A 22,392-nucleotide genomic window follows, 5' to 3' on the forward strand; every position below is an offset into this window, starting at 1 on the left:
TCTGATTGCGGCACATTCCGCAAGCCACAGGTCCGCTTCGAATTGTCAGCCGTTCTCACCACCAGGTGGCATGGCACGCAAAATCAACGAACCATACCGCTGAATCCCCCCCTAAAAAGCCAGGCGCTGCCCCCCCCCAAGCGGTTTGCGTGAAAATAGCGTAAGAAGCCCAGATGGGCTGGGGGTAAGGATTTGATTTTGAGTGATTTTTTTAGTGCAAATGGTGCCCCCACACGGACTCGAACCGCGGACCTACTGATTACAAATCAGTTGCTCTACCAGCTGAGCTATAGGGGCACTTAGCTGTGAAACCGCGCTTAACATCCTTCGCGGGTCCCTCGCAAGAGGTCTTTTCAGCAAAAGAACAGGCTTGCGGGCAAGCAGGGTCTCAGCGCGCTTGGCGGGTGCTGAAGGGCCCCGGTCCAAGGGGGCTTTTTGCAGCCGTGCCGGTATGGCCGGACAGCGGCTGCACAGCACCCGGCGGACAGGCCGCAAGGCCGGTTCAGGCTTACTGCAAGGGCTGGCCATTGCGCCCGAAGGTCAGGGTTTCGCGGCTCAGGTCGTCGTATGTCACCTCAACGGCAACATGCTGGATCGAGCCCGGCGGATAGCTGCGGTACGGCATCCCGTCCTCAGCCTTGATCATGTTCGGCAAGCCTTCGTCCAGATGGCACTCCGGCAGCGGCCAGAGTTCCGGCGCGGCGCCGTTTACCCCCAGCCTGACCTGCGCCAGGCCGCAGCGCCAGGACCACAGGTGGGTGACATACAGCAGGTCCTGGCCGCCGAACTCGCGCACGTGGATCCAGCTGGCCCGGGTTGCCGCCAGAATCGGCTTCACCTCGGCTGCGGTGGTGAACCGGCCGGCGGCCTCCTGCGGCTCCGCTGCCAGCACGGGGGCGGCCGGGGCAGGCGCAGACAGCGCCGCAGCCTCGGGCGCTGCGCCGCCCTGGCCCGGCTGTGCCGATGCGGCGATGATCGTCAGGATCACGTCAATCATGTTCTCGCTCCATTTGAGGGCCCGCGCGCTGACACAGGGGCGCCCGAAATTCCCAACGGCCTGTTGCACGGCATCCTGCCGCCTTGTAGCTACCTTAGCAGGCAGGTCTGCCTGCGGCCTTAACAGGCAGTCCTAACCGCCCGGCAGAGACGGAAAACGGGGAAAACAATGGCAAATGCCCCCTTCAGCGTGATGATCATCGGCCAGGCGGGCCGGCTGCAGTATGAGGCCGTGCTGTTTGCCGCCTCGCTGCGCCGCTGCTCCCCCGGATTTTCCGGCCGCCTGTTTGTGGCGGTGCCGCAGCCGGGGCCCCTGTGGGACAAGGATCCCAGCATCCGCAATCCGGAGGTGCTGCAGGCGCTGGCGGAACTGGATGCGGAAATCCTGCCGTTTGAGAACCAGGTGTTCGGCGCCGCATACCCCTATGGCAACAAGATCGAGGCGCTGCAGGCCCTGCCTGAGGGGGAGCCGTTTGTCTTTTTCGACACCGACACACTGATCACCGGCGAGCTGGCGGAGGTGCCGTTTGATTTCTCCCGGCCCTCGGCGTCCCTGCGGGTCGAGGGGACCTGGCCCGAGCCGACGCTGTACGGGCCGGGCTATACCGGCATCTGGCAGTCGCTTTACACCCGTTTCGGCCTGGATTTCCCGTCCAGCCTCGACCTCAGCCAGCCGGATGAATACTGGAAGCGCTACCTTTATTTCAACGCGGGCTTTTTCTACGGCGCCTGTCCGCGGGCCTTTGGCGCGCGGTTCCTGGCCTATGCGCAGTCGGTCCGGGACGATCCGCCAGCCGAACTGACCGGCCAGAGCCTCGACCCCTGGCTCGACCAGATCGTGCTGCCGCTGGTGATCCATTCCTTCGGAGGCGGCCGCGACGCGCTGCCCGCGGGCTATCTGGATGGCGGAACCAGCTGCCACTACCGGCTGTTTCCGCTGCTTTACGCGCGCGAGAGCGACCGGGTGGTGGAGCTGCTGCACGAAATCACCGCGCCGAACCGGATCAAGAAAGTGCTGAAAGCCTATGAGCCGATCAAGCGCATGGTCTATCAGGGCCGCGGCGCGAAGGTGCGGGCGCTGTTTGACCGCGAAAACCTGCCGCGGCGCGAGCAGGCAATCCGCAACCGGATCAAAAAGGAAGGCTTCTGGATGCGCTGAGGCCGGCGTGTCTTTCTGCTCACTGAAATGCGCGCCACATGCCGCGGGCATATGGCAGCAGCCGGTCCGCCGAGGCATTGGGGAGGGGCGCCGGGGAGGTTCCGTCCCGAAACCGGCCCTAAAACCGTCTGCCAGCGGCCCTTTGCGCTTCAGCGGCGCAGCCAGCGGTGCACGTCTTCTTTGCCGTTGCGGCAGGCTGCTAGCAGGCTGCTGCCCTTGGCCAGATGGCAGGCGACGGCCGTGGCCAGGCTGCAGCCCGTGCCGCGTTTGGACACTGCCAGCCGCGGCGCGGCATAGGCGAGGGGCGGGCCATCTGGGGTGAACAGCAGGTCGGTGCTTTCCGCCCCGGTGCCATGGCCGCCTTTGACCAGCACCGCGCGCACCCCCAGCGCCAGCAGCGCAGCGGCCTGCGCCTCAGGGCTGCCCAGCACGCCGGACAAGACCTCCAGCTCCGCCAGGTTCGGCGTCACCAGCGCCGCCCGGCGCAGCAGCACGCCAAAACCGTCTGCCGCCATCAGCGTGCCGCCGGAACTTGCCTTCAGCACCGGGTCCAACACGATGGGCAGTCCCGCAGGCAAAGCCGCGCCCGCCGCCTCTGCCACTGCGGCGGAGCCCAGCATCCCGATCTTCACCGCACCGGGCCGCGGCGGCGTTGCCAGGGCGGCGCGCGCCTGGTCTGCAACACTCAGTGCGGGGCAGGGGTGAACGGCCAGCACGGCCTCATTGGTCTGCACCGTCACGGCTGTCACCACCGGGCGCACGGACACCCCCAGCGCTGCCGCCATCGCCGTATCGCGGCTCAGGCCCGCACCGCCGCTGCTGTCGGTGCCGCCAATCGCCAGGATCCAGGTCATCCGCCGTCCCCAGCGGCCAGCAGCGCCAGGTTGCCGTATCCCGCCTGCTGCAAGTCCTGCGCCGCGCCCCAGGCCCGCAAACCCGTGCGGCAGCACAGCACGATCCGGCCCGCGCGCGGCAGCTCTGCCGCCAGCAGGCCGGCGCGGGCCATCCGGCGGGCCTGCGGCACAGGCAAGCGCGGGGCTTCGGCGGCCTCGCGCAGCTCGATCACCGTATCGTCAGGGCGGATATGAGACGCCGCAATGAACGGCAGGGCATCCTCCGGCTCCGCGGCATCATCAAAGCGGAACGAGCTGACCTGCAGGTCCTGCAGCCGGAAAATAAACAACTGTCCCCGCGGGGACGGCTGGTGGTTGAGCAGCGCCTTCAGGGCAAGCTGCGCCTGCAGCGCGCCGATTAGGCCCACGGCAGGCCCCATCACACCCGCGGTTGCGCAGGTCGCGGACTGCGCGGGCAGATCCGGGAACACCGCGCGCAAGGACGGCCCGCCGCCGCAGAAGCCCCCGGCATACCCCGACTGCCCCAGCGCCGAGGCGGAGATCAGCGTCTTGCCCTGCTGCCGGCACGTGTCCGAGAGGATGTAGGACACCGCAAAACTGTCCGCGGCATCCACCACCAGATCGGCCTCCGCAACCATCGCCGCGGCATTGGCGGCGTCCAGCGGCTGCACAAGGGCCGTCACTTGCAGATCCGGGTTGGCCGCCAGCAGATGCCGCCGCGCGGCCTCCGCCTTGGGGCGGCCGAGATCGGCCATGGAATAAAGCACCTGCCGGTGCAGGTTGCTCTCCTCCACCGCGTCGCCATCCATCACCGTGATGCGCCCGGCGCCCGCGCCGCCCAGATACTGCAGCACCGGGCAGCCGAGGCCCCCGGCGCCCACCACCAGCACATGCGCCTTGGCAAGGCGTTCCTGACCCCCGGCACCGACTTCGGGCAGGATCATCTGGCGCGCATAGCGGCTCATGTGCGGCAGGCCTCCACCCATTCGCGGGTGCGCGCCTCAGGGTCCTCTGCCAGCTGGATATCGGTCACCACCGCCGCACTGTCGGCCCCTGCGGCAAAGACCCCTGGCAGCCGCTCCGGCGTCAGCCCGCCGATCGCAACCAGGGGGGTGTCTCCCGCCATCCGCTTCCAGCGCGCCACTTGCTCCAGCCCCTGCGGCCCCCATTTCATCTTCTTCAGCAGCGTCGGATAGACCGGCCCCAGCGCGACATAGGCCGGCCCGAAGGACAGCGCGCGCTCCAGCTCTGCCTCATCATGGGTCGACAGCCCGAACCGCACACCGCGGCGGCGCAGCGCGGCAAAGTCTGCGGTGTCCATGTCCTCCTGCCCCAGATGCACGAAATTGCAATTCAGCTCCAGCGCCGCCTGCCAGTAGTCATTGACCACCAGCTGCGCGCCGTGCACCGCGCAAAAGTCGCGCGCGCGCGCAATCTGCCGGCGGACTTCCGCCTCGGGCTGATCCTTGATGCGCAGCTGCACCAGCCTCGCCCCCTGCGGCACCAGCAGCTCCAGCCGGCCGACATGGCCGGTGATCAGATAGAACCGTTCCATCATGCAAACTCCGCCAGGCCCAGAACCGGGGTGGAGGGCACCGCCATATCGCGCCGCTCCATCGGATCGGCCTCATACCCAAGGCGTCCGGCCTCAACCGCCAAGGCCATCGCGCGGGCCATCCCGGCAGGGTCGCCTGCCTTGGCCACTGCGGTGTTCAGCAGCACCGCATCCATGCCCAGCTCCATCGCTTGCGCCGCGTCCGAAGGCCGCCCGATCCCGGCATCCACGATCAGCGGCACGTCCGGGAAATGCGCCCGCATCGCCCGCAAGCCATCCGGGGTGCGCAGCCCCTGGCCGGAGCCGATCGGCGCGCCCCAGGGCATCAGCACTTCACAGCCCGCCTCCAGCAGCTTCTCCCCCGCCACCAGATCGTCGGTGGTATAAGGAAAGACCTGGAACCCCTCGGCGCTGAGGATCCGCGCCGCCTCCACCAGTCCGAACACATCCGGCTGCAGCGTGTCGGAATGGCCGATCACCTCCAGCTTGATCCAGGGCGTATCAAACAGCTCCCGCGCCATATGGGCCGTTGTCACCGCCTCCTGCACCGAATGGCAGCCGGCGGTATTGGGCAGGATCCGGCAGCCGGTCTCCCGCAGGCTGTCCCAGAACCCGGCGCCGGAGCCATCGGCGGTTTCGCGGCGCAAGCTGACGGTGATGATTTCCGTGCCGCTGGATTTCACCGCCGCCGCCAGAACCGCGGGCGAAGGATATTGGGCCGTCCCCAGCAGCAGACGCGAGGTGATCTCTGTTCCGTAAACGCGCATCTCACCCTCCCTGCATCGGCGCCAGCACTTCCAGCCGGTCGCCTTCACACAGCTGCACCTCTTCCCGCTGTTCGCGGGCCACAAAGGTGCCGTTCAGCGCGGTCGCAACCGCCGAGCAGGCAAAGCCCAGCTCGTGCAGGACCGCCTGCAGATCGGTTGCCGACACGTCACGCGGTTCGGCGTTCACGATAATCTTCATCTGTCGTCTCCTGGAGCAGGCGGCGGGCCGCGGCTTCTGCCATCGCGGGGGCAAGCAAAAAGCCGTGGCGGTAAAGCCCGTTGAGGTAAAGCGTGCCGTCCTGTTCGGTCAGCCGCGGCAGGTTGTCGGCGAAAGCCGGGCGCAGCCCTGCGCCGGTCTCCGCCACGCTGGCCTCCGCAAAGCCCGGGTGCAGGGCGAAGGCAGCGCTCAGCAGTTCACTGAGCGAACGCAGGGTGATGCCCCGGCCGGAGCTGCTCTCGATCATGGTGCCGCCGATCATGAAAAACCCGTCCCCGCGGGGCACCAGGTAAAGCGGCATCCGCGGATGCAGCAGCCGCAGGGTGCGGGTGATCTCCACCTCCGGGCAATGGAGGACGGCCATCTCGCCGCGCACCGGGCGCAGGCCGGGCAGTGGCGCCGCCATGCCGGTGCAGTCCAGGGTGACACCGGCCGGAGCGGGGGAGCCATAGCGGATCTCCACGCCCATCGCCTGCACCGTGGCGCTCAGATCGCGCAGCGCCCGCCGCGGGTCCAGATGCGCTTCCTGCTCAAAGAACAGCCCTTGCGCAAACCGCCCCGCCAGCGCCGGTTCCAACTCCGCAATCTCCGCCCCGTCCACGCCGCGGTGGCCGGTGGTGCGGCGGGCAAAACGGGTCAGCTCTGCCCGGTCGCGGGCAGGCGCCACCACCAGCGTGCCGCGCCTGTGGACCGGGGTGATCCTGGCCCACCAGCCGGCGGCGCGGCTGCCGAGGGTGATGACGTCCTCCTCGGCGCTTTCGCGTTCGCACCAGGGCGCCAGCATGCCGCCCGCAAAGCGCGCGACGCTGCTGTCTCCGGGCGTTTTCCCCCGTTCATAGACGGTGACCGCCGCCCCGCGCTGCGCCAGCTCAAAGGCGCAGGCGAGGCCGGCCAGGCCCGCACCGGCGATGGTGATCATTCGGCCAGCTCCGCAGCCTCGGCGGCAGGCACATAGAGTTCGCCGCCTTCCCGGAACTTGGCGGCCATGGCCTCCATGCCTTCCTTCTGCGCCTCGGCGCGGATGTCGTGGCTGATCCGCATGGAGCAGAACTTCGGCCCGCACATGGAGCAGAAATGCGCCACCTTGTGCGCCTGTTTCGGCAGGGTCTGGTCGTGGAATTCGCGCGCCGTGTCGGGGTCCAGCGACAGGTTGAACTGATCCTCCCAGCGGAACTCGAACCGGGCACGGCTCAGCGCATCGTCGCGGCGCTGGGCGCCCGGCAGCCCCTTGGCAAGGTCGGCAGCATGGGCCGCGATCTTGTAGGTGATCACCCCGGTTTTCACATCGTCGCGGTCCGGCAGGCCCAGGTGCTCCTTCGGCGTCACGTAGCACAGCATCGCGCAGCCGAACCAGCCGATCATCGCCGCCCCGATGCCGCTGGTGATGTGGTCATAACCCGGCGCGATGTCGGTGGTCAGCGGCCCCAGCGTATAGAACGGCGCCTCGTGGCAGCACTCCAGCTGCTTGTCCATGTTCTCCTTGATCTTGTGCATGGCGACATGGCCCGGCCCCTCGATCATCACCTGGCAATCCTTGGCCCAGGCGATCTTGGTCAGCTCACCCAGGGTTTCCAGCTCGGCAAACTGCGCCTCGTCATTGGCGTCGGCGATGGAGCCGGGGCGCAGCCCGTCGCCCAGCGAGAAGGAGACGTCATACTGGCGGCAGATGTCGCAGATCTCCTCGAAATGTTCATAGAGGAAGCTCTCCTTGTGGTGATGCAGGCACCACTTCGCCATGATCGAGCCGCCGCGCGAGACAATCCCCGTCACCCGGTTCACCGTCATCGGCACCATATGCAGCCGCACACCGGCATGGATGGTGAAATAATCGACGCCCTGTTCCGCCTGCTCAATCAGCGTGTCGCGGAACACTTCCCAGGTCAGGTCCTCGGCGATGCCGTTTACTTTCTCCAGCGCCTGGTAGATCGGCACCGTGCCGATCGGAACGGGCGAGTTGCGCACGATCCATTCGCGGGTGTTGTGGATGTTGCGGCCCGTGGACAGGTCCATCACCGTGTCGGCGCCCCAGCGGATCGCCCAGACCAGCTTGTCGACCTCTTCCTCCATCGAGGAGGTGACGGCAGAGGTGCCCATATTGGCGTTGATCTTCACCTTGAAGTTGCGGCCGATGATCATCGGCTCGATTTCCGGGTGGTTGATGTTGGCCGGGATGATGGCGCGGCCGGCGGCGATCTCCTGGCGTACGAACTCCGGCGTCACGTAATCAGGGATGTTGGCGCCGAAATCATTGCCGTCGCGATTTGCATGGCAGGGCGACAGCTCGCGCAGCTGGTTTTCGCGGATCGCCACGAACTCCATCTCCGGCGTGATTAGCCCTGCACGCGCGTAGGCCAGCTGGGTCGGCGCCTTGCCATCCTTGCCGCGCAGCGGCGCGGGTTTCACCGGGAATTCCGGCGTCAGCCGGTCGCCCTCGACAAAGCCGTTGTCCTCCGGCTTCACGTCGCGGCCCTGATAGCGCTCAACGTCGCCGCGGGCGAGGATCCACTGGTGGCGCAGCGCGGGCAGGCCCTGGCGGATGTCGGTCAGCACGTCCGGGTCGGTATAGGGGCCGGAGCTGTCATAGACCGGCAGCGGCGCCTCGGCCGCGGTGGGGTGGGTGGAGATTTCCCGCATCGGCACGCGGATGTCCTCATGGACCTCGCCGCTGACGTAGATCTTGCGCGACGCGGGCAAGGCACCTGTGGTGATTTTCGGGTTGGGGACGTTCATCTGGTGTTCCTCCGGGCCTTCGGTTCAAAAACACCAATTGAGCCGGGACGGAGGAAAACGGGCAGGGGGGTGTACAGCCGGTGTACGGCCGGTGCACGCATGCTGCCTGTTCGAAACACGGGTTGCCGCAGGGGGCGCCGCACCATGTTTCTTGCTTCCTACGCCAGTATCAACTGGGTCAGGTTCAAAGGGTCGCGCCGCCGGTCCGGGTTGCCCCGCACCATGACGCCTCTCAGTCCCTTGGGCGGGACTCCCCTGCGTGCCTATAGGGCTAGGGGAGGTGCGGGGTTCGCGTCAACCGGAATCTTTGTAGATATTTTTTATCCCTTTGAATCATGGGTTTCGGTGGATTATTGCTGAAAACCCGGGGCAAATCGCTGCAGCGCGGCTTTGGTGCTTGATCGGCGCTTGCAAAATTATCTATAAAAATCCGCAACGCCATCCGCGCATGGCCAACAGGTATAGAGAACAGGAGACAGCATGCTGGACGCTGCACCCATCCGCACCGACTGGACCCGCGAGGAAGCGGAAGCGATTTACAATAAGCCTTTCATGGACTTGCTGTTTCAGGCGCACACCGTGCACCGGCAGTATTTCGACCCCAACCAGGTGCAGAAATCCAAGCTCCTCAGCATCAAGACCGGCGGCTGCGCCGAGGATTGCGCCTATTGCTCGCAGTCGGCGCGCAATGGCGCGCAGCTCTCGGCCTCCAAGCTGATCGAGGTGCAGCGGGTGATTGCCGAGGCCAAGAAAGCCAAGGAAGGCGGCGCGACCCGCTACTGCATGGGAGCCGCCTGGCGCTCGCCCAAGGACCGCGACATGGCCGCGCTTGAGGCGATGGTGCAGGGCGTCAAGGACCTGGGCATGGAAACCTGCATGACGCTGGGCATGCTGGACGAGGAGCAGGTGTTCCGCCTCAAGGACGCAGGCCTCGACTATTACAACCACAACATCGACACCTCGGAGCGCTACTACTCCGAGATCATCACCACCCGCACCTTTGCCGACCGTATCGACACCCTGAACCGGGTGCGCGAGGCGGGTATCAAGGTCTGCTCCGGCGGCATCGTCGGCATGGGGGAGAAGCAGCTGGACCGCATCGACATGATGCTGGCGCTGGCCACGCTCGAGGTGCATCCAGATTCGGTGCCGGTCAACATGCTGATTCCGATTGCCGACACGCCGCTCGCCAATGTCGAGAAACTGGATCCGATCGAATTCGTCCGTTCCGTGGCTCTGGCCCGGATTTTGATGCCGAAATCCCATGTGCGCCTCTCCGCAGGCCGCACCGATATGTCGGACGAGATGCAGGCGATGTGTTTCTTTGCCGGCGCAAACTCGATCTTCGTGGGCGACACGCTGCTGACTGCGGACAACCCCGAAGAGGACAAGGACCAGCAGCTGTTTGACCGTCTGGGCATCACCGCGATGGCGGCAGGCTGCGACGGCAGCCGCTGATGGCGGGCGCCTTCCCCCGGCATGAGAAATCGCTGGAAGCGCTGCGCACGCGCGGGCGCTACCGGCAGCTGATGCCGCGGGACGGGCATGACTTTGCCTCCAACGACTACCTTGGTCTGGCGGGCAGCGACGTGCTGCGCGCCGCCGCCGCCGCTGCGCTGGCGCGCGGTGTGCCGGTCGGGGCCGGCGGTGCGCGCCTGTTGCGCGGCAATGACGCGGAGCATCAACTGCTGGAGGCCGAGGCGGCCGCGTTTTTTGGAACCGAGGCCGCGCTGTTCATGGGCGGCGGCTTCAATGCCAATCAGGCGATCTTCTCAACCCTGCCGCAGCAGGGCGATCTGGTGCTCTATGATGCGCTGATCCACGCCAGCACCCATGACGGGATGCGGCTGGGCCGGGCCGAGACCCGCAGCTTCGCTCATGGCGATGCGGAGGATGCCGCACGGGTGCTGAAGACATGGCGTGCTGAGGGCGGCACAGGGCAGGCCTGGATCGCGGTTGAGGCGGTCTATTCCATGGACGGCGACCTGGCGCCGCTGGACGCGCTGATGGCGCTGGCGGATGCCGAAGGCGCGGTGCTGGTGGTGGATGAGGCGCATTCTTCCGGCGTGTTCGGCGATCTGGGCCGCGGGCTGGCACACGGCATCGCCCACCGCCCCAACGTCCTTTCCTTACACACCTGCGGCAAGGCGCTGGGCGCCTCGGGCGCGCTGATCTGCGGCCAGAAGGTTTTGATCGAGACGCTGATCAACAAGGCGCGCGGGTTCATCTTTGCCACGGCGCCGTCACCCTTGAACGCGGCACTGGTGCGGGCCGCCTTGCAGGAGCTGCAGCAGAACCCGGGCCGCCGCGAACGGGCGTGGCAGGGGATCACCCATGCCCAAGACGAAGCCAAACGCCTGTGCGGGCTGGAGGGTTTCCAGAGCCAAATTCTGCCGGTGGTGATCGGCGACGACAAGCGCACCATGGCGCTGGCCTCAGCCATGCAAGGCCATGGCTATGACATCCGCGGCATCCGCCCGCCGACGGTGCCGCGCGGCACTTCGCGGCTGCGGCTGTCGATCACGTTGAATACAGCGGCAGAGGTCATCACCGCGATGTTCGAAGACCTCGCCCGGGAAATGGAGAGTGCAGCATGAGCGCGCTGATCGTCACCGGAACCGATACCGGCATCGGCAAGACCATCTTCTCCGCCGGTCTGGTGCAGGCGCTGGGCGCGACCTATTGGAAGCCGGTGCAATCCGGGCTGGAGGAGGAGACCGACAGCCAGATCGTCGCCCGCCTGTCCGGCCGCCCGGCGCTGCCGGAGGGATACCTGCTGCAACTGCCCGCCTCGCCGCATCTGTCGGCGGAGGCCGAAGGGGTGGAGATCGACCCGGACGCGCTGCCGTTGCCCGAAGTGGACGGCGTGCTGGTGGCCGAGGGGGCAGGCGGCCTGATGGTGCCTTTGAACCGCAAGGTGCTGTATCTCGACCTGTTTGCCCGCTGGGGCGCGCCGGTGATCCTGTGTGCACGCACGCAGCTGGGGACGATCAACCACACGCTGCTGTCTCTGAATGCCTTGCGCGATGCAGGCTGCACGGTTGTCGGCGTGGCCTTCATCGGAGATCCGGAACCTGCGGTGGAGGAAACCATCTGCCAGTTCGGCCAGGTGGCGCATCTGGGAAGGCTGCCGGTGCTGGACGCGCTGACCTCTGACGCCTTGGCCGTGGCTTTTCAGGCCAGCATCCGGTTGGACCTGATTAGGGAGGCACTGTCATGAGCGCCGCAGGCCTCACCCAGCTCGAATTCGACCAGCAGCACCTCTGGCACCCTTACACCAACGTGGCCAAGCCCGGGCCGACATTTGTGGTCAAGGAAGCCGAGGGCGTGCATATCACACTGGACGACGGAACCCGGCTGATCGACGCCATGTCATCCTGGTGGTGCATGATGCACGGCCACAGGAACCCGGCAATCACCAAGGCGATTCACGACCAGCTCGACACCCTGCCGCATGTGATGTTCGGCGGGCTGACCCATGATCCGGCCATCGACCTCGGCCGCAAGCTCTTGGAGATCACGCCGGACAGCCTCACTCGCATCTTTTATTGCGACAGCGGCTCGGTCTCGGTTGAAGTGGCGATGAAGATGGCGGTGCAGTATCAGCACGCCATCGGCCAGCCAGAGCGCAAGGAGTTCGCCACCATCCGCTCCGGCTATCACGGCGATACCTGGAAGGCGATGAGCGTCTGCGACCCGGACACCGGGATGCACCACCTGTTCCAGGGCGCGCTGAGCGTGCAGCATTTCGTCTCCCGCCCGCCGATCCGCATTCATGAGGACTGGAACGACAATCCGGCGCAGAACGGCCTGGGTGAGCTGCGCGCGGCCTTGGAGGCCAACGCGCAGAAGATCGCTGCCTTAATCCTGGAACCCGTGGTGCAGGGCACTGGCGGCATGTATTTCTACCACCCGGAGTATCTCAATCAGGCGCGCGCCCTTTGCGATGAGCTGGGCATCCTGCTGATCTTCGACGAGATCGCCACCGGGTTCGGCCGCACCGGAGAGCTGTTTGCCACCAATTTTTGCACGGTTGAGCCGGACATCATCTGCCTCGGCAAGGGGCTGACCGGCGGCCATATCTCATTTGCCTGCACCATGACCAATGACCGCGTGGCCCAAGGCATCGGCGGCGGCAATCCGGGGCTGTTCATGCATGGGCCGACTTACATGGGCAACCCGCTGGCCTGCGCCGCGGCCAAGGCCTCGCTGGACCTGCTGACGGGGCAGGACTGGCGCGGCACCGTGGCGGCCATCGGTGAGCAGATGCAGGCCGAACTGGCCCCGGCCCGCGATCTGCCCAATGTGGCGGACGTGCGGGTGCTGGGCGCCATCGGGGTGATCGAGATGAAACACCGCGTCTCGGCGGATGAGGCCCACGCCCGCGCGCACGAGATGGGCGTGTTCCTGCGCCCCTTCGGCACCAATATCTACACCATGCCGCCCTTCATCACCTCGCCGGATCAGCTCAGCGAAATCACCGCGGGCATGCTGCGGCTGGCGCGGGAGCTGTAGGCCATGGAGTTCCGCTGGCTCAAACAGAACAGCGCGGCCGAGGCCATCGTGGTCTTCGGCGGCTGGGCTGTAGGGCCGGAGGTGTTCTGGCATCTGGATGGTCCGCAGGACATCCTGTTTGCCAGCGGATACGGCGACCTGGGCGCGGATCTGCCGGATCTGTCCGGTTATGAGCAGGTCAGCCTGCTGGCGTGGTCGTTTGGGGTTGCGGCCTATGCGCACTGGCAGCAGGGGCGGCCAGACCCGTTCCGCCGCAAGGTGGCGGTGAACGGCAGTCTGAAGCCGGTGAACCGCAGCGCGGGCATTCCGCCTGCGGTCTTCCGCAAGACAGCCGAGACGCTGAGCCTGGAAAGCTTTCAAAGTTTCCTGACCCGCGTCTTCGGGCAGCCGCAAACCCCCGAACCGCTGGATGTAGAGGCGCGCCGGTCTGAGCTTATGGCCGTCGAGCGCCGCGGTGACGCGCCGCAGACGCGGTTTGACCGGATCTGGATCAGTTCCGGTGACAAGATCTTTCCGCCGGCCAACCTGCAGCGGGCCTGGGCAGGGCAGGCGGTCCGCCTGATCGACGCGCCGCATGCGCCGTTCGGCCAGTTCGCGACGTGGGAGGCGCTGCTGCAATGAAAGACATGACGCCTCCTCAGCTGGATCAGTCGCGGGTGCGGCAAAGCTTCCGGCGCGGGCTGCTAAGCTATCATCGCACCGCTTCGGTGCAGGCGGACATTGCCGCCCGGCTGGCAGAGCTGCTGCAGGCCCAGGGCGCGCCGGAGCGGTTTGAGGCCGCCCTGGAATTCGGCTGCGGCACCGGCCATCTGACCCGTCAGCTGGTGCAGCGGTTCGGGGTTGGCAGCCTGCTGCTGAACGATCTGGTGCCGGAGGCGGCATCGGCATTGCAGGAGACAGGCGGCGCTGCGCCTGTGCAGGCCCGGTTCCAGGCCGGGCCGGTCGAAAGCCTGCCGCTGCCGCACGGGCTGGACCTGATCGCCTCGGCCTCCACCGTGCAATGGATTCCGGACCTGCCTGCGCTGACGGCGCGGCTGGCGGCGCGGCTCAACCCCGGCGGCTGGCTGGCGCTGTCGGGCTTTGGGCGCAGCCAGTTCCGCGAGCTGGCGGCGCTGGGCTCCGCCGCGGCGGCGCCCAGCTATCTGGATGCCGGGGAGTGGCGGGCGGTGCTGCCGCAAAGTCTGGACCTTCTGGCGGTCACCCAGACGCCGGTGGTGCTGGAATTCGACACCGCACTGGCGCTGCTGAAGCATCTGCGCCAGACCGGTGTCAACGGCCATGCCCAGCAAAGCTGGTCGCGGCGGCATCTGCGGGACTTCGAGGACGCCTACCGCGTGCGGTTCAGCCGTGGCGGCAAGCTGCCGCTGACCTATGACCCGGTGCTGCTGGTGGCCCGCCGCAGGGCCTGATCCGCTGCTTCTCTTCCTTCGGCGCCATCCGCGCTTGAAGCAAGTTTTAGGCTTTTTTCTATCCTTTCACGCCGCCGCTCTGCCGCGGCGTTAATCTTTGTCAATGCCGTCCTGTTATGCCGGATCCGGAGCTGCGCCTGCGCGCGGCATTTCGCAAGACTGGCAGTACGGGAGTGACGTCAATGAAAGTGAAAGCGTTTGCGGCAGCGCTGGCGGCGCTGGCGGTTTCCGGGGCCGTTGAGGCCGCGGATATGGGGGATGTGGAAACGCCCATCCGCCTGTCGCTGAACAACTGGACCGGCCAGCGCCTGTCGACCTATATCGCGGGCGGCATGCTGGCAGAGGCGGGCTACAAGGTCGAATACGTCGAAGCGGATCTGAACGCCCTTTATGAGCAGATCGCCACTGGCGAGGTTCATGCCATGATGGAAATCTGGACCACCAGCGACCCTGAGGACTATATCTCCGTGCGCGATGCGGGCCGGGTGGAAGAGCTGGGCGACTTGGGGCTGGATGCGCGCAACGGTGTGGTTTACCCGCCCTATGTCGCGCAGATGTGCCCGGGGCTGCCCAACTGGGAAGCGCTGCGCGACTGCGCCGGTATCTTCTCCGAAGACGGCAACGGCAAGCGCGGGCGCTACTTGGCCTATCCGGAATCCTGGGGCTCTCCCGGGGCAGACCGGATCCGGGCGCTGGATCTGCCGTTTGACGTGGTCGCGGCTGAGTCCGAGGCGGCGATGATCGAGGAATTCCAGCAGGCCTACAAGGACAAGCGCCCGGTGATCGCCACCTTCTGGGCGCCGCATTGGGCGATGTCCTCTTATGCGCTGCAATTCGTGCGCCTGCCCAAGCCCGAGCCGGCCTGCTATAGCGACCCGTCTTGGGGGCCCAACCCCAAGGCCGCCGGCGACTGCGACTTTGCCCGCGGCGGCGTGGTCAAGGCCAGCTGGTCCGGGTTTAAGGAACGCTGGCCCGCAGCCCATGAAATCCTCAAGAACTACGAGCTGAGCATCTGGGACCAGCAGCCGCTGATCGGGCTGGTGGACGTGCGGGGCGAGACGGTTCAGGGCGCCGCCCGGGGCTGGCTGGCGGTGAACCGCGCCAAATGGGTGCCGACTGTCGAGGAGGCCACCGGCAAGGGCCGCTCCTGATCCGGGCTCACCTGGGGCTAACTGCGGACCAATTAGCGCAACAGCGCCCTTCGCGATGCGGGGCGCTGTTTTGCGCGTTTGGCCCTGCGGCTTGCGGCGGCGGGCGCAGCCGCGTAAGCCCGGCGCGGGCGGGAAAAGTGATTCCGGAAGTTGTGCGTTTGCACAAAAACTTGAACCGTCAATCAGAATATTTTGCGGTTTGCGGCGCAATTGCTCGACAAAGCGTCGTAATATGTTCCAATACTTGCATTATCCCCGGCCACACTTGGCTCATGGGTGCCTGCTGACAGCAACAGGGCCGGCTGACAGGCCTGGCAGGCGCCGTGAACCGCCGGGTTCCAAATGACGCGCCACAGCCGGAAACAGGCGGCGCAAACGGATAATGACAGGGAGTATTGAGATGACTTTTAAAGGATATGCGCTGGCACTGAGCGCCGCCGCAATGACGGTGGCTGCGGGCATCGCCTCGGCCGCGGAACTGGGCGACACCAGCAAGCCGATCAAGCTGGCGGTGAATGAATGGACCGGCCAGCATGTGACCACCCACATCGCGGGCGAGATGCTCAAGGCCGCGGGCTATGACGTGGAATATGTCTCTGCCGGGATGATGAACCAGTTCCAGGCGATTGCTGATGGCGATATCCACGCGACGCTGGAAATCTGGTCTTCCAACGTGTCCGACGAATACGGCAAGAAGATCGAAGAAGGCACCGTGGTGGAGCTGGGCGACCTTGAACTGAACGCCCGCGAAGGCATCGCCTATCCCGCGCATGTGGCCGAGATCTGCCCCGGCCTGCCGGCCTGGGAGGCGCTGAAGGACTGCGCGATGCAATTCGCCACCGCCGAAACCCTACCCGAAGGCCGTCTGGTGGACTACCCCGCGGACTGGGGCACACCGGGCGCGGACCGCATGACCGGCCTGGGGCTGCCCTTCAAGGCGGTGCCCGCAGGATCTGAGGCAGCGCTGATCGTCGAGCTGCGCGCCGCGACCGAGCGCAAGACACCGCTGCTGATCACCTTCTGGCAGCCGCATTGGGCGATGTCGGCCTATGACGTGAAATTCGTCGACCTGCCGCCGGGCGAAGAGGCCTGCTTCAGCGACCCGGCCTGGGGCCCGAACCCGGACGCGGTGAACGACTGCGACTTCTCCCCCTCGCGCATCTTCAAGGCCGCCTGGTCCGGGATGGAGGAAACCTGGCCCGCGGCGTATGAAATCCTGTCGAACTACACCCTGGCCGTTGAGGATCAGCAGCCGATGATGGGCGCGGTCGACGTGGACGGCGGCAAGGTCGAAGAGGTGGTTGCCGAATGGATGACCGCCAACAAGGACAAGTGGCGCCCGGTTGTCGACGCCGCCATCAACTGAGCGCAGCCCTGTGACTGGCTCTGACACGCCTGCCATCACCTGCCGGAATGTCTGGCAGGTGTTTGGCAACAACGCAGACAGCGCCTTGAAAGAGGCGCTGTCGCGGCACGAAACCTCAGAAGCGGCAGCGCTGGAGCTGCGCGGCAAGGGGCTGATCCCTGCGGTGCAGGATGCCTCCTTTGATGTGAAGGAGGGCGAGCTGTTTGTGATCATGGGGCTGTCGGGCTCCGGCAAATCCACCCTGATCCGCTGCATCTCGCACCTGCTGCACGCCACCGGCGGCGAGATCCGCATCGACGGTGAAAACATCGTCGAGGCCAGCCCCAAGCGGCTGATCGAGTTGCGCCGCAAGAAGCTGGGCATGGTGTTCCAGCACTTCGGCCTGTTCCCGCATATGACCGTCGCCGAAAATGTCGCCTACCCGCTGCGGGTGCAGGGGGTGAAGAAAAAGCAGCGGCTGGCCAAGGCGCAGGAGGTGATTGATCTGGTCGGCCTCGGCGGGCGGGAAAAGAACTACCCGCGCGAACTCTCCGGCGGCCAGCGCCAGCGCGTAGGTATTGCCCGTTCGCTGGTGGCCGATTGCTCGGTCTGGTTCCTGGATGAGCCGTTCTCGGCGCTTGACCCGCTGATCCGGCGGCAGCTGCAGGATGAGTTCCTGGAGATCCAGGCCAAGCTGAAGACTACCATCGTCTTCATCACACATGACATCAACGAGGCACTGAAGCTCGCCGACCGGATCGCGATCATGCGCGACGGCAAGGTGGTGCAGATCGGCACCCCCGCCGACATCGTGCTGCGCCCGGCCGATGACTACGTGCGCGAGTTTTCCAAGGACGTGGCCAAGGGGCGGCACGCGCATGTGTCCTCTGTGATGCTGCCGGGCGAGCACCATGTCTATGGTGCCGACGATCCCGGCTTGCGCCAGGATATGACGCTGGACGCGGCGCTGGCACGCTGCATGGAACTGTACGAACCCGTGCCGGTGCGAACGCCCGAGGGCAAGCTGGTCGGCGTTGTGAACCCGGCCGATCTGGCCGCGGCCTTGCAGGTGGAGCAGGGGTGATGGCGGGTCTGTCGAAAGGGGCCGGGGCCGCGTTGATCGCGGCGGCGGCCGGCGCGCTGTGCCTTCTGCTGGAAAGCAGCCTGCCGTGGCTGGTGAAATTCCCCGCTGCCTGGGTGCTGCCCGCAACCGACTGGGTGGGCGCCGTCATGGAGTGGTTCCTGGCGCTGATCAAGCCCGCCGCGCGCAGTTTCTCGGCGCTGATGTATTACCCGATGGAAGCGGCGAACTATGTGCTAAGCAACACGCCCTGGCCGCTGGTCATCTGCGCCACCACGGCGCTGGCCTGGACATTGGGCGGCGTGCGGATGGCGCTGATGGCGGTGGTGGGATTGGGTTTTGTGCTGGCCTCGGGCTATTGGCCCGAAAGCATGAACACCCTGGCGCTGGTGGCCGTCTCGGTTCCCTTGGCGCTGATCATCGGCGGCGGTATCGGCATTTTGGCAAATGAGTACCCCCGCATCCGCCAGCCGGTGCAGGCATTGCTGGACGTCATGCAGACGGTGCCGACCTTCGCCTATCTGACGCCGTTGCTGGTGCTGTTCGGTTTCGGTCCTGTGGTGGGCCTCATCGCCTCTGCCATCTACGCAGCCCCGCCGATGGCCCGCAACGTGCTGCTGGGGCTGGAGCGGGTGGAGCCGGAGATCAAGGAAGCTGCCGTCATGTCCGGCGGCACCCGCCTGCAGCAGTTGTTCCAGTGCGAGATCCCCTCCGCCGGTCAGCAGATCATGGTTGGCGTCAACCAGTGCCTGATGGCGGCGCTCTCGATGGTGATCATCGCCGCCGTGATCGGCGGCTTTGACGATATCGGCTGGGAGGTTCTTCTGACCATGCGCAAGGCGCAGTTCGGCCAGAGCCTGCTGGCCGGTCTGGTGATCGTGATCTTCGCGATCCTGATCGACCGGATGAGCGGCACCCTGACCCAGGACCGGCGCCAGAAGCACGACCCGCGCGTCGCCTGGGGCATCCTGGCGCTGGGCGTTCTGGTCAGCGCGGTCTTCTGGGGCAGCGTTCAGCAGCCCGGCACCTATGCCCTGTTCAACCCGGTGGCGGACAGCGTGGACCGTGGGCTGTCGGCCTTCACTAGCGCCAATGCGGAGTTTCTGACCGCGCTCAAGAACAACGTGATGTTCTACGTGCTGCTGCCCATCCGCATCGGCCTGGATCAGGCGGTGCTGCCCTTCACCTGGGGCTTTGCCTGGACCCCGGCGATGAGCCTGGCGCTGTTTGCAGCCGGTGCTGCGGCGGCGGTGGTCTTTGCGGTGCGCGGACAGCTGGCGCTGGGCGTGATGCTGCTGATCGCGGCGGGAATGCTGGAAACCGGCATTTCTCAGCTGCCTTGGCCCTTTGTGCTGGTGGGCGCAGGCGCGCTGGCTTGGGTTGCAGGCGGGCGCGGTCTGGCGATCCTGACCGTGGTCCTGCTGGGCACCATCCTGCTCTCCGGCCTGTGGGAGCGGGCGCTCCTGTCGCTTTACCTCTCCGGCGCGGCGGTCTTTGCCTGCGCGGTGATGGGCGGCGCCATTGGCCTCGTCTCGGCGGTATCGCCCGGTGTCTGGCGGGTGGTGCGCCCGGTCTGCGACATGCTGCAGACGATCCCGCTGTTCGTGTTCCTGATCCCGGTGCTGATGGTTTTCCAGATCGGCGAGTTCTCCGCCTTCCTGGCGATCATCGCCTATGCCATCGTGCCGATGATCCGCTACACAAGGCACGGGCTGGTCTCGACGCCCGACGAGATGATCGAGGCCGCGACTGCCTCTGGTGCCACCAGGTGGCAGATGCTCAAGGACATCCGCGCACCTTATGCTGCGCCCTCGATCCTGCTGGGCCTCAACCAGACCATTCTCTACGCCTTTGCGATGCTGGTCATCGCGGCGCTGATCGGCACCACCGGGCTGGGCCAGTCGATCTATCTGGCGCTGGGGCAGGCGGATGTGGGACTGGGGATTTCCGCGGGTGCAGCCATGGCGATCCTCGCCCTGATTGCCGACCGCATGGTGCAGGGATTCGCCGAGGAACGGCGCAAGGCCCTGGGGCTTTAGCGGCCCGTAAATCCAAAACAGAAGGGCGCCCCAGCGGCGCCCTTTTTTGATCTGGGGCAACGTTATAGACCGCCAGCCCGCCTATAGCTGCACAGAAGACTGATCTATACCCGGAGAGACCCCGATGGGCTGGCTTGAATTCACCGCCGCGCTGATGCTGTTCCTGGCCAGCCACGCCATCCCCGTGCGCCCGCCGGTGCGGCCCTGGCTGGTCAGCCGCCTGGGGCTTCGCGGCTATTTCATCGCCTACAGTGTGCTGTCTCTGGCGATCTTGGCCTGGCTCGTCGTGGCCGCCGCCCGCGCGCCCTACGTCGGCGTTCTGCCCTACTGGGAGGGGTTCCGCTGGGTGCCGCTTCTGGTGATGCCGCTGGCCTGCCTGCTGGCGGTGGCCGGCATGATGCGGCAGAATCCCCTCAGCTTTGGCGGGCTGGGCGTGCGCGCCTTTGACCCGGCAGACCCCGGCATCCTCGCCGTCAGCCGCCATCCGCTTTTGGCGGCGATGGCGCTATGGGCCGGGGCGCATCTGCTGGCCAACGGCGACCTGGCGCATGTGATCCTGTTCGGCCTCTTTGCGGGCTTTGCCTGGATGGGTATGGCACTGATCGACACGCGCAAGCGGCGCCAGATGGGGCAGGGCGAATGGCGCCGCCTCAGCCGCAATACGGCACGGCTGAACCTGCTGCGCCTGCGTCCCACTGCCAGCGAGGCGGGATGGGCGGCTGCGGTGTTCCTGGCTCTCTTGATCCTGCACGCCCCTGTTATCGGCTACAGCCCGCTGCCCTGGTAGGGGTTGACCGCAGCCGCCGCATGACCACCTATGAAATCAGACGAGACTGGAGAGACCGACACATGCACCTGGCCTATGTGATGACCGAAGAACGCGGTGCCACCGACCGCCTGCTGAGCGAACTGGCCGAACGGCTGCAGGCCAAAGGCCTCCGCCTGGCAGGCATCGTGCAGACCAATGTGGAATGCTATGACAAGGAGCTGTGCGACATGGATGTGCGGGTTCTGCCCGACGGCGAGACCATCCGCATCTCGCAATCCCTGGGCGCGGGCGCCCGCGGCTGCCGCCTGAACCCCGAGGCGCTGGAACAGGCGGTCGGGCAGGTCTCTGCCACCCTGCAATCGGACCCGGCGCCGCAGCTGCTGATCGTCAACAAATTCGGCAAGCACGAGGCTGACGGGCGCGGCATGCGGCCCATCATCGGCGAGGCGCTGGCGCTGGGCATCCCGGTGATTTCCGGCGTCAACAAGATGAACGTGGAGCCGTTCCAGGCCTTCGCCGATGGCCTGGCCGTGGAGGCAGGCCCCGATCTGGACGCGCTGGCCGAATGGGCGGAGCAGGCCGTGGCCGAAACGGCCTGACCCGGTGATTGCCGTGTGAAAACAATTGGAAGGCCCGCGCAGCTCACGCGGGCTTTTTACCGTGCAGAACGGGTTGGCGGCCTGTCCAGCCTGTTGCTGAACCACCATCGTCTGATCTGAGAAAGAGAGAAAATGGTGGGCGACCCTGGAATCGAACCAGGCGTGCGTCTCCGCGAGGGAGTTACAGTCCCCTGCCACACCTTGCGGCCTGTCGCCCACTGTCAGTTGCATGTTGCACCTGATGTGGAGGCGTGATTACTAGCAGGCCAAACGGGCGTCAACAGGAAAATCGCAAGTTTTTCGCGCGCCCCGCAAATTCTTTCTGCCGGAGAGCAAAATGTCCAAGAAACCCAAATGGGTCGTCGAAAAAGAGCAGTCCAAACGGGCTGCTGCCGCGGAAACCGTATGGCTGTTCGGGCTGCATGCGGTGCGTGATGCGCTGCTTAATCCCAAGCGCGAAAAACTGCGCCTGATGGTGACCCAGAACGCGCAGGCGAAACTGGCGGACGCCATCGCAGACTCCGGCATCGAGGCAGAGGTCATCGACCCGCGCAAGTTCAACCCGCCGATCGACCCGCAATCGGTGCATCAGGGCGCCGCGCTGGAAGTGAAGCCCTTGAACTGGGGCGGGCTGGCCGAAAACTGCATCGGCCGCGAAGCCCCTCGCGTGCTGCTGCTGGACCGGGTCACCGACCCGCATAACGTCGGCGCTATCCTGCGTTCGGCAGAGGTGCTGGGCGCCAGTGCGGTGATCGGCACCCGGCATCATTCAGCGCCGGAAACCGGCGCGCTGGCAAAGACCGCCAGCGGCGCGCTGGAACGCCAGCCCTACCTGCGGATGCGCAATCTGGCCGATACCATCGCCGAACTGCAGAACATGGGCTTTATCGTGCTGGGGCTGGACGGCGAGGCAGAGCAGACCATCGAGACGGCGCTGGAGGGCAAGCAGCACCTGCCGGTGGCGCTGGTGCTGGGCGCCGAGGGACCGGGGCTGCGGCAGAAGACCAAGGAAACCGTGGACGCCCTGGTCAAGATCGGCGCCGCGGGCGGCTTTGGCTCGCTCAATGTCTCCAACGCCGCGGCGATTGCGCTTTACGCCTCGATTGCGCGCTAGGCGGGCCCGGCCCGTCACGGGGTGATCACATCTGCGTATCCTCCCTTTGCAACAGCACGGCGCTGCGGCAGAGTCGGCAGGCTGCTGAGAGA

General features: G+C 66.1%; 22 protein-coding genes, 2 tRNA genes and 1 riboswitch. Of the genes, 14 read left to right on the plus strand and 10 right to left on the minus strand.

Annotated elements, in window-relative coordinates; translation table 11 throughout:
• Positions 1–221: 221 nt before the first annotated feature.
• Together B2P87_RS10415 and B2P87_RS10420 are read right to left on the minus strand one after the other, a co-directional pair.
• Positions 222–297: transfer RNA gene (locus tag B2P87_RS10415), tRNA-Thr, on the minus strand.
• 211 nt (positions 298–508) lie between these two features.
• Positions 509–997 (minus strand): hypothetical protein, encoded by a 489-nt coding sequence (locus B2P87_RS10420; protein ID WP_141889887.1) that lies wholly within the window; start codon positions 995–997, stop codon positions 509–511.
• 168 nt (positions 998–1,165) lie between these two features.
• On the opposite strand from B2P87_RS10420, the gene B2P87_RS10425 reads away from it, so the two are divergent.
• On the plus strand, positions 1,166–2,155 hold the full coding sequence (locus B2P87_RS10425; RefSeq protein WP_141889888.1) for a hypothetical protein: 990 nt from the start codon (positions 1,166–1,168) through the stop codon (positions 2,153–2,155).
• 149 nt (positions 2,156–2,304) lie between these two features.
• On the opposite strand, the gene thiD is transcribed toward B2P87_RS10425, so the two are convergent.
• The 7 genes from thiD to thiC are packed head-to-tail and all read right to left on the minus strand — an operon-like array spanning position 2,305 to position 8,278.
• A complete protein-coding gene (thiD, locus tag B2P87_RS10430) occupies positions 2,305–3,009 on the minus strand; it encodes a bifunctional hydroxymethylpyrimidine kinase/phosphomethylpyrimidine kinase (protein WP_141889889.1) in 705 nt (234 codons plus the stop codon).
• Positions 3,006–3,974, minus strand: coding sequence for a HesA/MoeB/ThiF family protein (locus B2P87_RS10435; protein WP_141889890.1), 969 nt, complete (start codon positions 3,972–3,974; stop codon positions 3,006–3,008). Before B2P87_RS10435 ends, thiD begins: the two co-directional genes overlap by 4 nt.
• Entirely contained in the window at positions 3,971–4,564 is a 594-nt protein-coding gene (locus tag B2P87_RS10440; protein ID WP_058284489.1) for a thiamine phosphate synthase, read from the minus strand. Before B2P87_RS10440 ends, B2P87_RS10435 begins: the two co-directional genes overlap by 4 nt.
• Positions 4,564–5,331, minus strand: a complete 768-nt coding sequence (locus tag B2P87_RS10445) for a thiazole synthase (RefSeq protein ID WP_141889891.1) — start codon at positions 5,329–5,331, stop codon at positions 4,564–4,566. Before B2P87_RS10445 ends, B2P87_RS10440 begins: the two co-directional genes overlap by 1 nt.
• A 1-nt stretch (position 5,332) precedes the next feature.
• Positions 5,333–5,530 (minus strand): sulfur carrier protein ThiS, encoded by a 198-nt coding sequence (gene thiS, locus B2P87_RS10450; RefSeq protein ID WP_141889892.1) that lies wholly within the window; start codon positions 5,528–5,530, stop codon positions 5,333–5,335.
• A complete protein-coding gene (locus B2P87_RS10455) occupies positions 5,499–6,467 on the minus strand; it encodes an FAD-dependent oxidoreductase (RefSeq protein WP_141889893.1) in 969 nt (322 codons plus the stop codon). The genes thiS and B2P87_RS10455 overlap by 32 nt, the downstream gene beginning before the upstream one ends.
• Entirely contained in the window at positions 6,464–8,278 is a 1,815-nt protein-coding gene (thiC, locus tag B2P87_RS10460; protein ID WP_141889894.1) for a phosphomethylpyrimidine synthase ThiC, read from the minus strand. The genes B2P87_RS10455 and thiC overlap by 4 nt, the downstream gene beginning before the upstream one ends.
• 138 nt (positions 8,279–8,416) lie before the next feature.
• Positions 8,417–8,545, minus strand: a riboswitch (TPP riboswitch).
• Between the two features lie 213 nt (positions 8,546–8,758).
• Between thiC and bioB the strand changes: the two genes are divergently transcribed.
• From bioB to B2P87_RS10520, 12 genes are all read left to right on the plus strand, one after another.
• The gene (bioB, locus tag B2P87_RS10465) at positions 8,759–9,736 is read left to right on the plus strand and encodes a biotin synthase BioB (RefSeq protein WP_058284384.1); all 978 of its coding nucleotides are present in this window, start codon (positions 8,759–8,761) and stop codon (positions 9,734–9,736) included.
• Positions 9,736–10,875 (plus strand): 8-amino-7-oxononanoate synthase, encoded by a 1,140-nt coding sequence (locus B2P87_RS10470; RefSeq protein WP_141889895.1) that lies wholly within the window; start codon positions 9,736–9,738, stop codon positions 10,873–10,875. Before bioB ends, B2P87_RS10470 begins: the two co-directional genes overlap by 1 nt.
• Complete coding sequence (gene bioD, locus B2P87_RS10475) at positions 10,872–11,498, plus strand: dethiobiotin synthase (RefSeq protein WP_141889896.1); 627 nt, start codon at positions 10,872–10,874, stop codon at positions 11,496–11,498. Before B2P87_RS10470 ends, bioD begins: the two co-directional genes overlap by 4 nt.
• Entirely contained in the window at positions 11,495–12,793 is a 1,299-nt protein-coding gene (bioA, locus tag B2P87_RS10480) for an adenosylmethionine--8-amino-7-oxononanoate transaminase (protein WP_141889897.1), read from the plus strand. Before bioD ends, bioA begins: the two co-directional genes overlap by 4 nt.
• A 3-nt stretch (positions 12,794–12,796) precedes the next feature.
• The gene (locus B2P87_RS10485) at positions 12,797–13,414 is read left to right on the plus strand and encodes a pimeloyl-ACP methyl esterase BioG family protein (RefSeq protein ID WP_141889898.1); all 618 of its coding nucleotides are present in this window, start codon (positions 12,797–12,799) and stop codon (positions 13,412–13,414) included.
• A gap of 5 nt (positions 13,415–13,419) precedes the next feature.
• Positions 13,420–14,202, plus strand: coding sequence for a methyltransferase domain-containing protein (locus tag B2P87_RS10490; RefSeq protein WP_286852457.1), 783 nt, complete (start codon positions 13,420–13,422; stop codon positions 14,200–14,202).
• Between the two features lie 182 nt (positions 14,203–14,384).
• Entirely contained in the window at positions 14,385–15,353 is a 969-nt protein-coding gene (locus B2P87_RS10495; protein WP_141889900.1) for an ABC transporter substrate-binding protein, read from the plus strand.
• Positions 15,354–15,753: 400 nt separating this feature from the next.
• Positions 15,754–16,719, plus strand: a complete 966-nt coding sequence (locus tag B2P87_RS10500; RefSeq protein ID WP_141889901.1) for an ABC transporter substrate-binding protein — start codon at positions 15,754–15,756, stop codon at positions 16,717–16,719.
• A 10-nt stretch (positions 16,720–16,729) separates the two neighbouring features.
• Positions 16,730–17,782, plus strand: coding sequence for a quaternary amine ABC transporter ATP-binding protein (locus tag B2P87_RS10505; RefSeq protein ID WP_141889902.1), 1,053 nt, complete (start codon positions 16,730–16,732; stop codon positions 17,780–17,782).
• Positions 17,782–19,818: an ABC transporter permease gene (locus B2P87_RS10510; RefSeq protein ID WP_141889903.1), complete on the plus strand. Its 2,037-nt coding sequence runs from the start codon at positions 17,782–17,784 to the stop codon at positions 19,816–19,818. Before B2P87_RS10505 ends, B2P87_RS10510 begins: the two co-directional genes overlap by 1 nt.
• A 124-nt stretch (positions 19,819–19,942) precedes the next feature.
• The gene (locus tag B2P87_RS10515; RefSeq protein ID WP_141889904.1) at positions 19,943–20,605 is read left to right on the plus strand and encodes an NnrU family protein; all 663 of its coding nucleotides are present in this window, start codon (positions 19,943–19,945) and stop codon (positions 20,603–20,605) included.
• A gap of 62 nt (positions 20,606–20,667) precedes the next feature.
• Entirely contained in the window at positions 20,668–21,186 is a 519-nt protein-coding gene (locus B2P87_RS10520) for a DUF2478 domain-containing protein (protein ID WP_141892044.1), read from the plus strand.
• Positions 21,187–21,319: 133 nt separating this feature from the next.
• On the opposite strand, the gene B2P87_RS10525 is transcribed toward B2P87_RS10520, so the two are convergent.
• A tRNA-Tyr gene (locus tag B2P87_RS10525) sits at positions 21,320–21,403 on the minus strand.
• Between the two features lie 120 nt (positions 21,404–21,523).
• On the opposite strand from B2P87_RS10525, the gene rlmB reads away from it, so the two are divergent.
• A complete protein-coding gene (rlmB, locus tag B2P87_RS10530; RefSeq protein WP_141889905.1) occupies positions 21,524–22,300 on the plus strand; it encodes a 23S rRNA (guanosine(2251)-2'-O)-methyltransferase RlmB in 777 nt (258 codons plus the stop codon).
• Positions 22,301–22,392 lie beyond the last annotated feature (92 nt).

It is taken from the genome of Leisingera sp. UBA4491 (assembly GCF_002388965.1).
GTDB classification, from domain to species: Bacteria; Pseudomonadota; Alphaproteobacteria; order Rhodobacterales; family Rhodobacteraceae; genus Leisingera; species Leisingera aquaemixtae.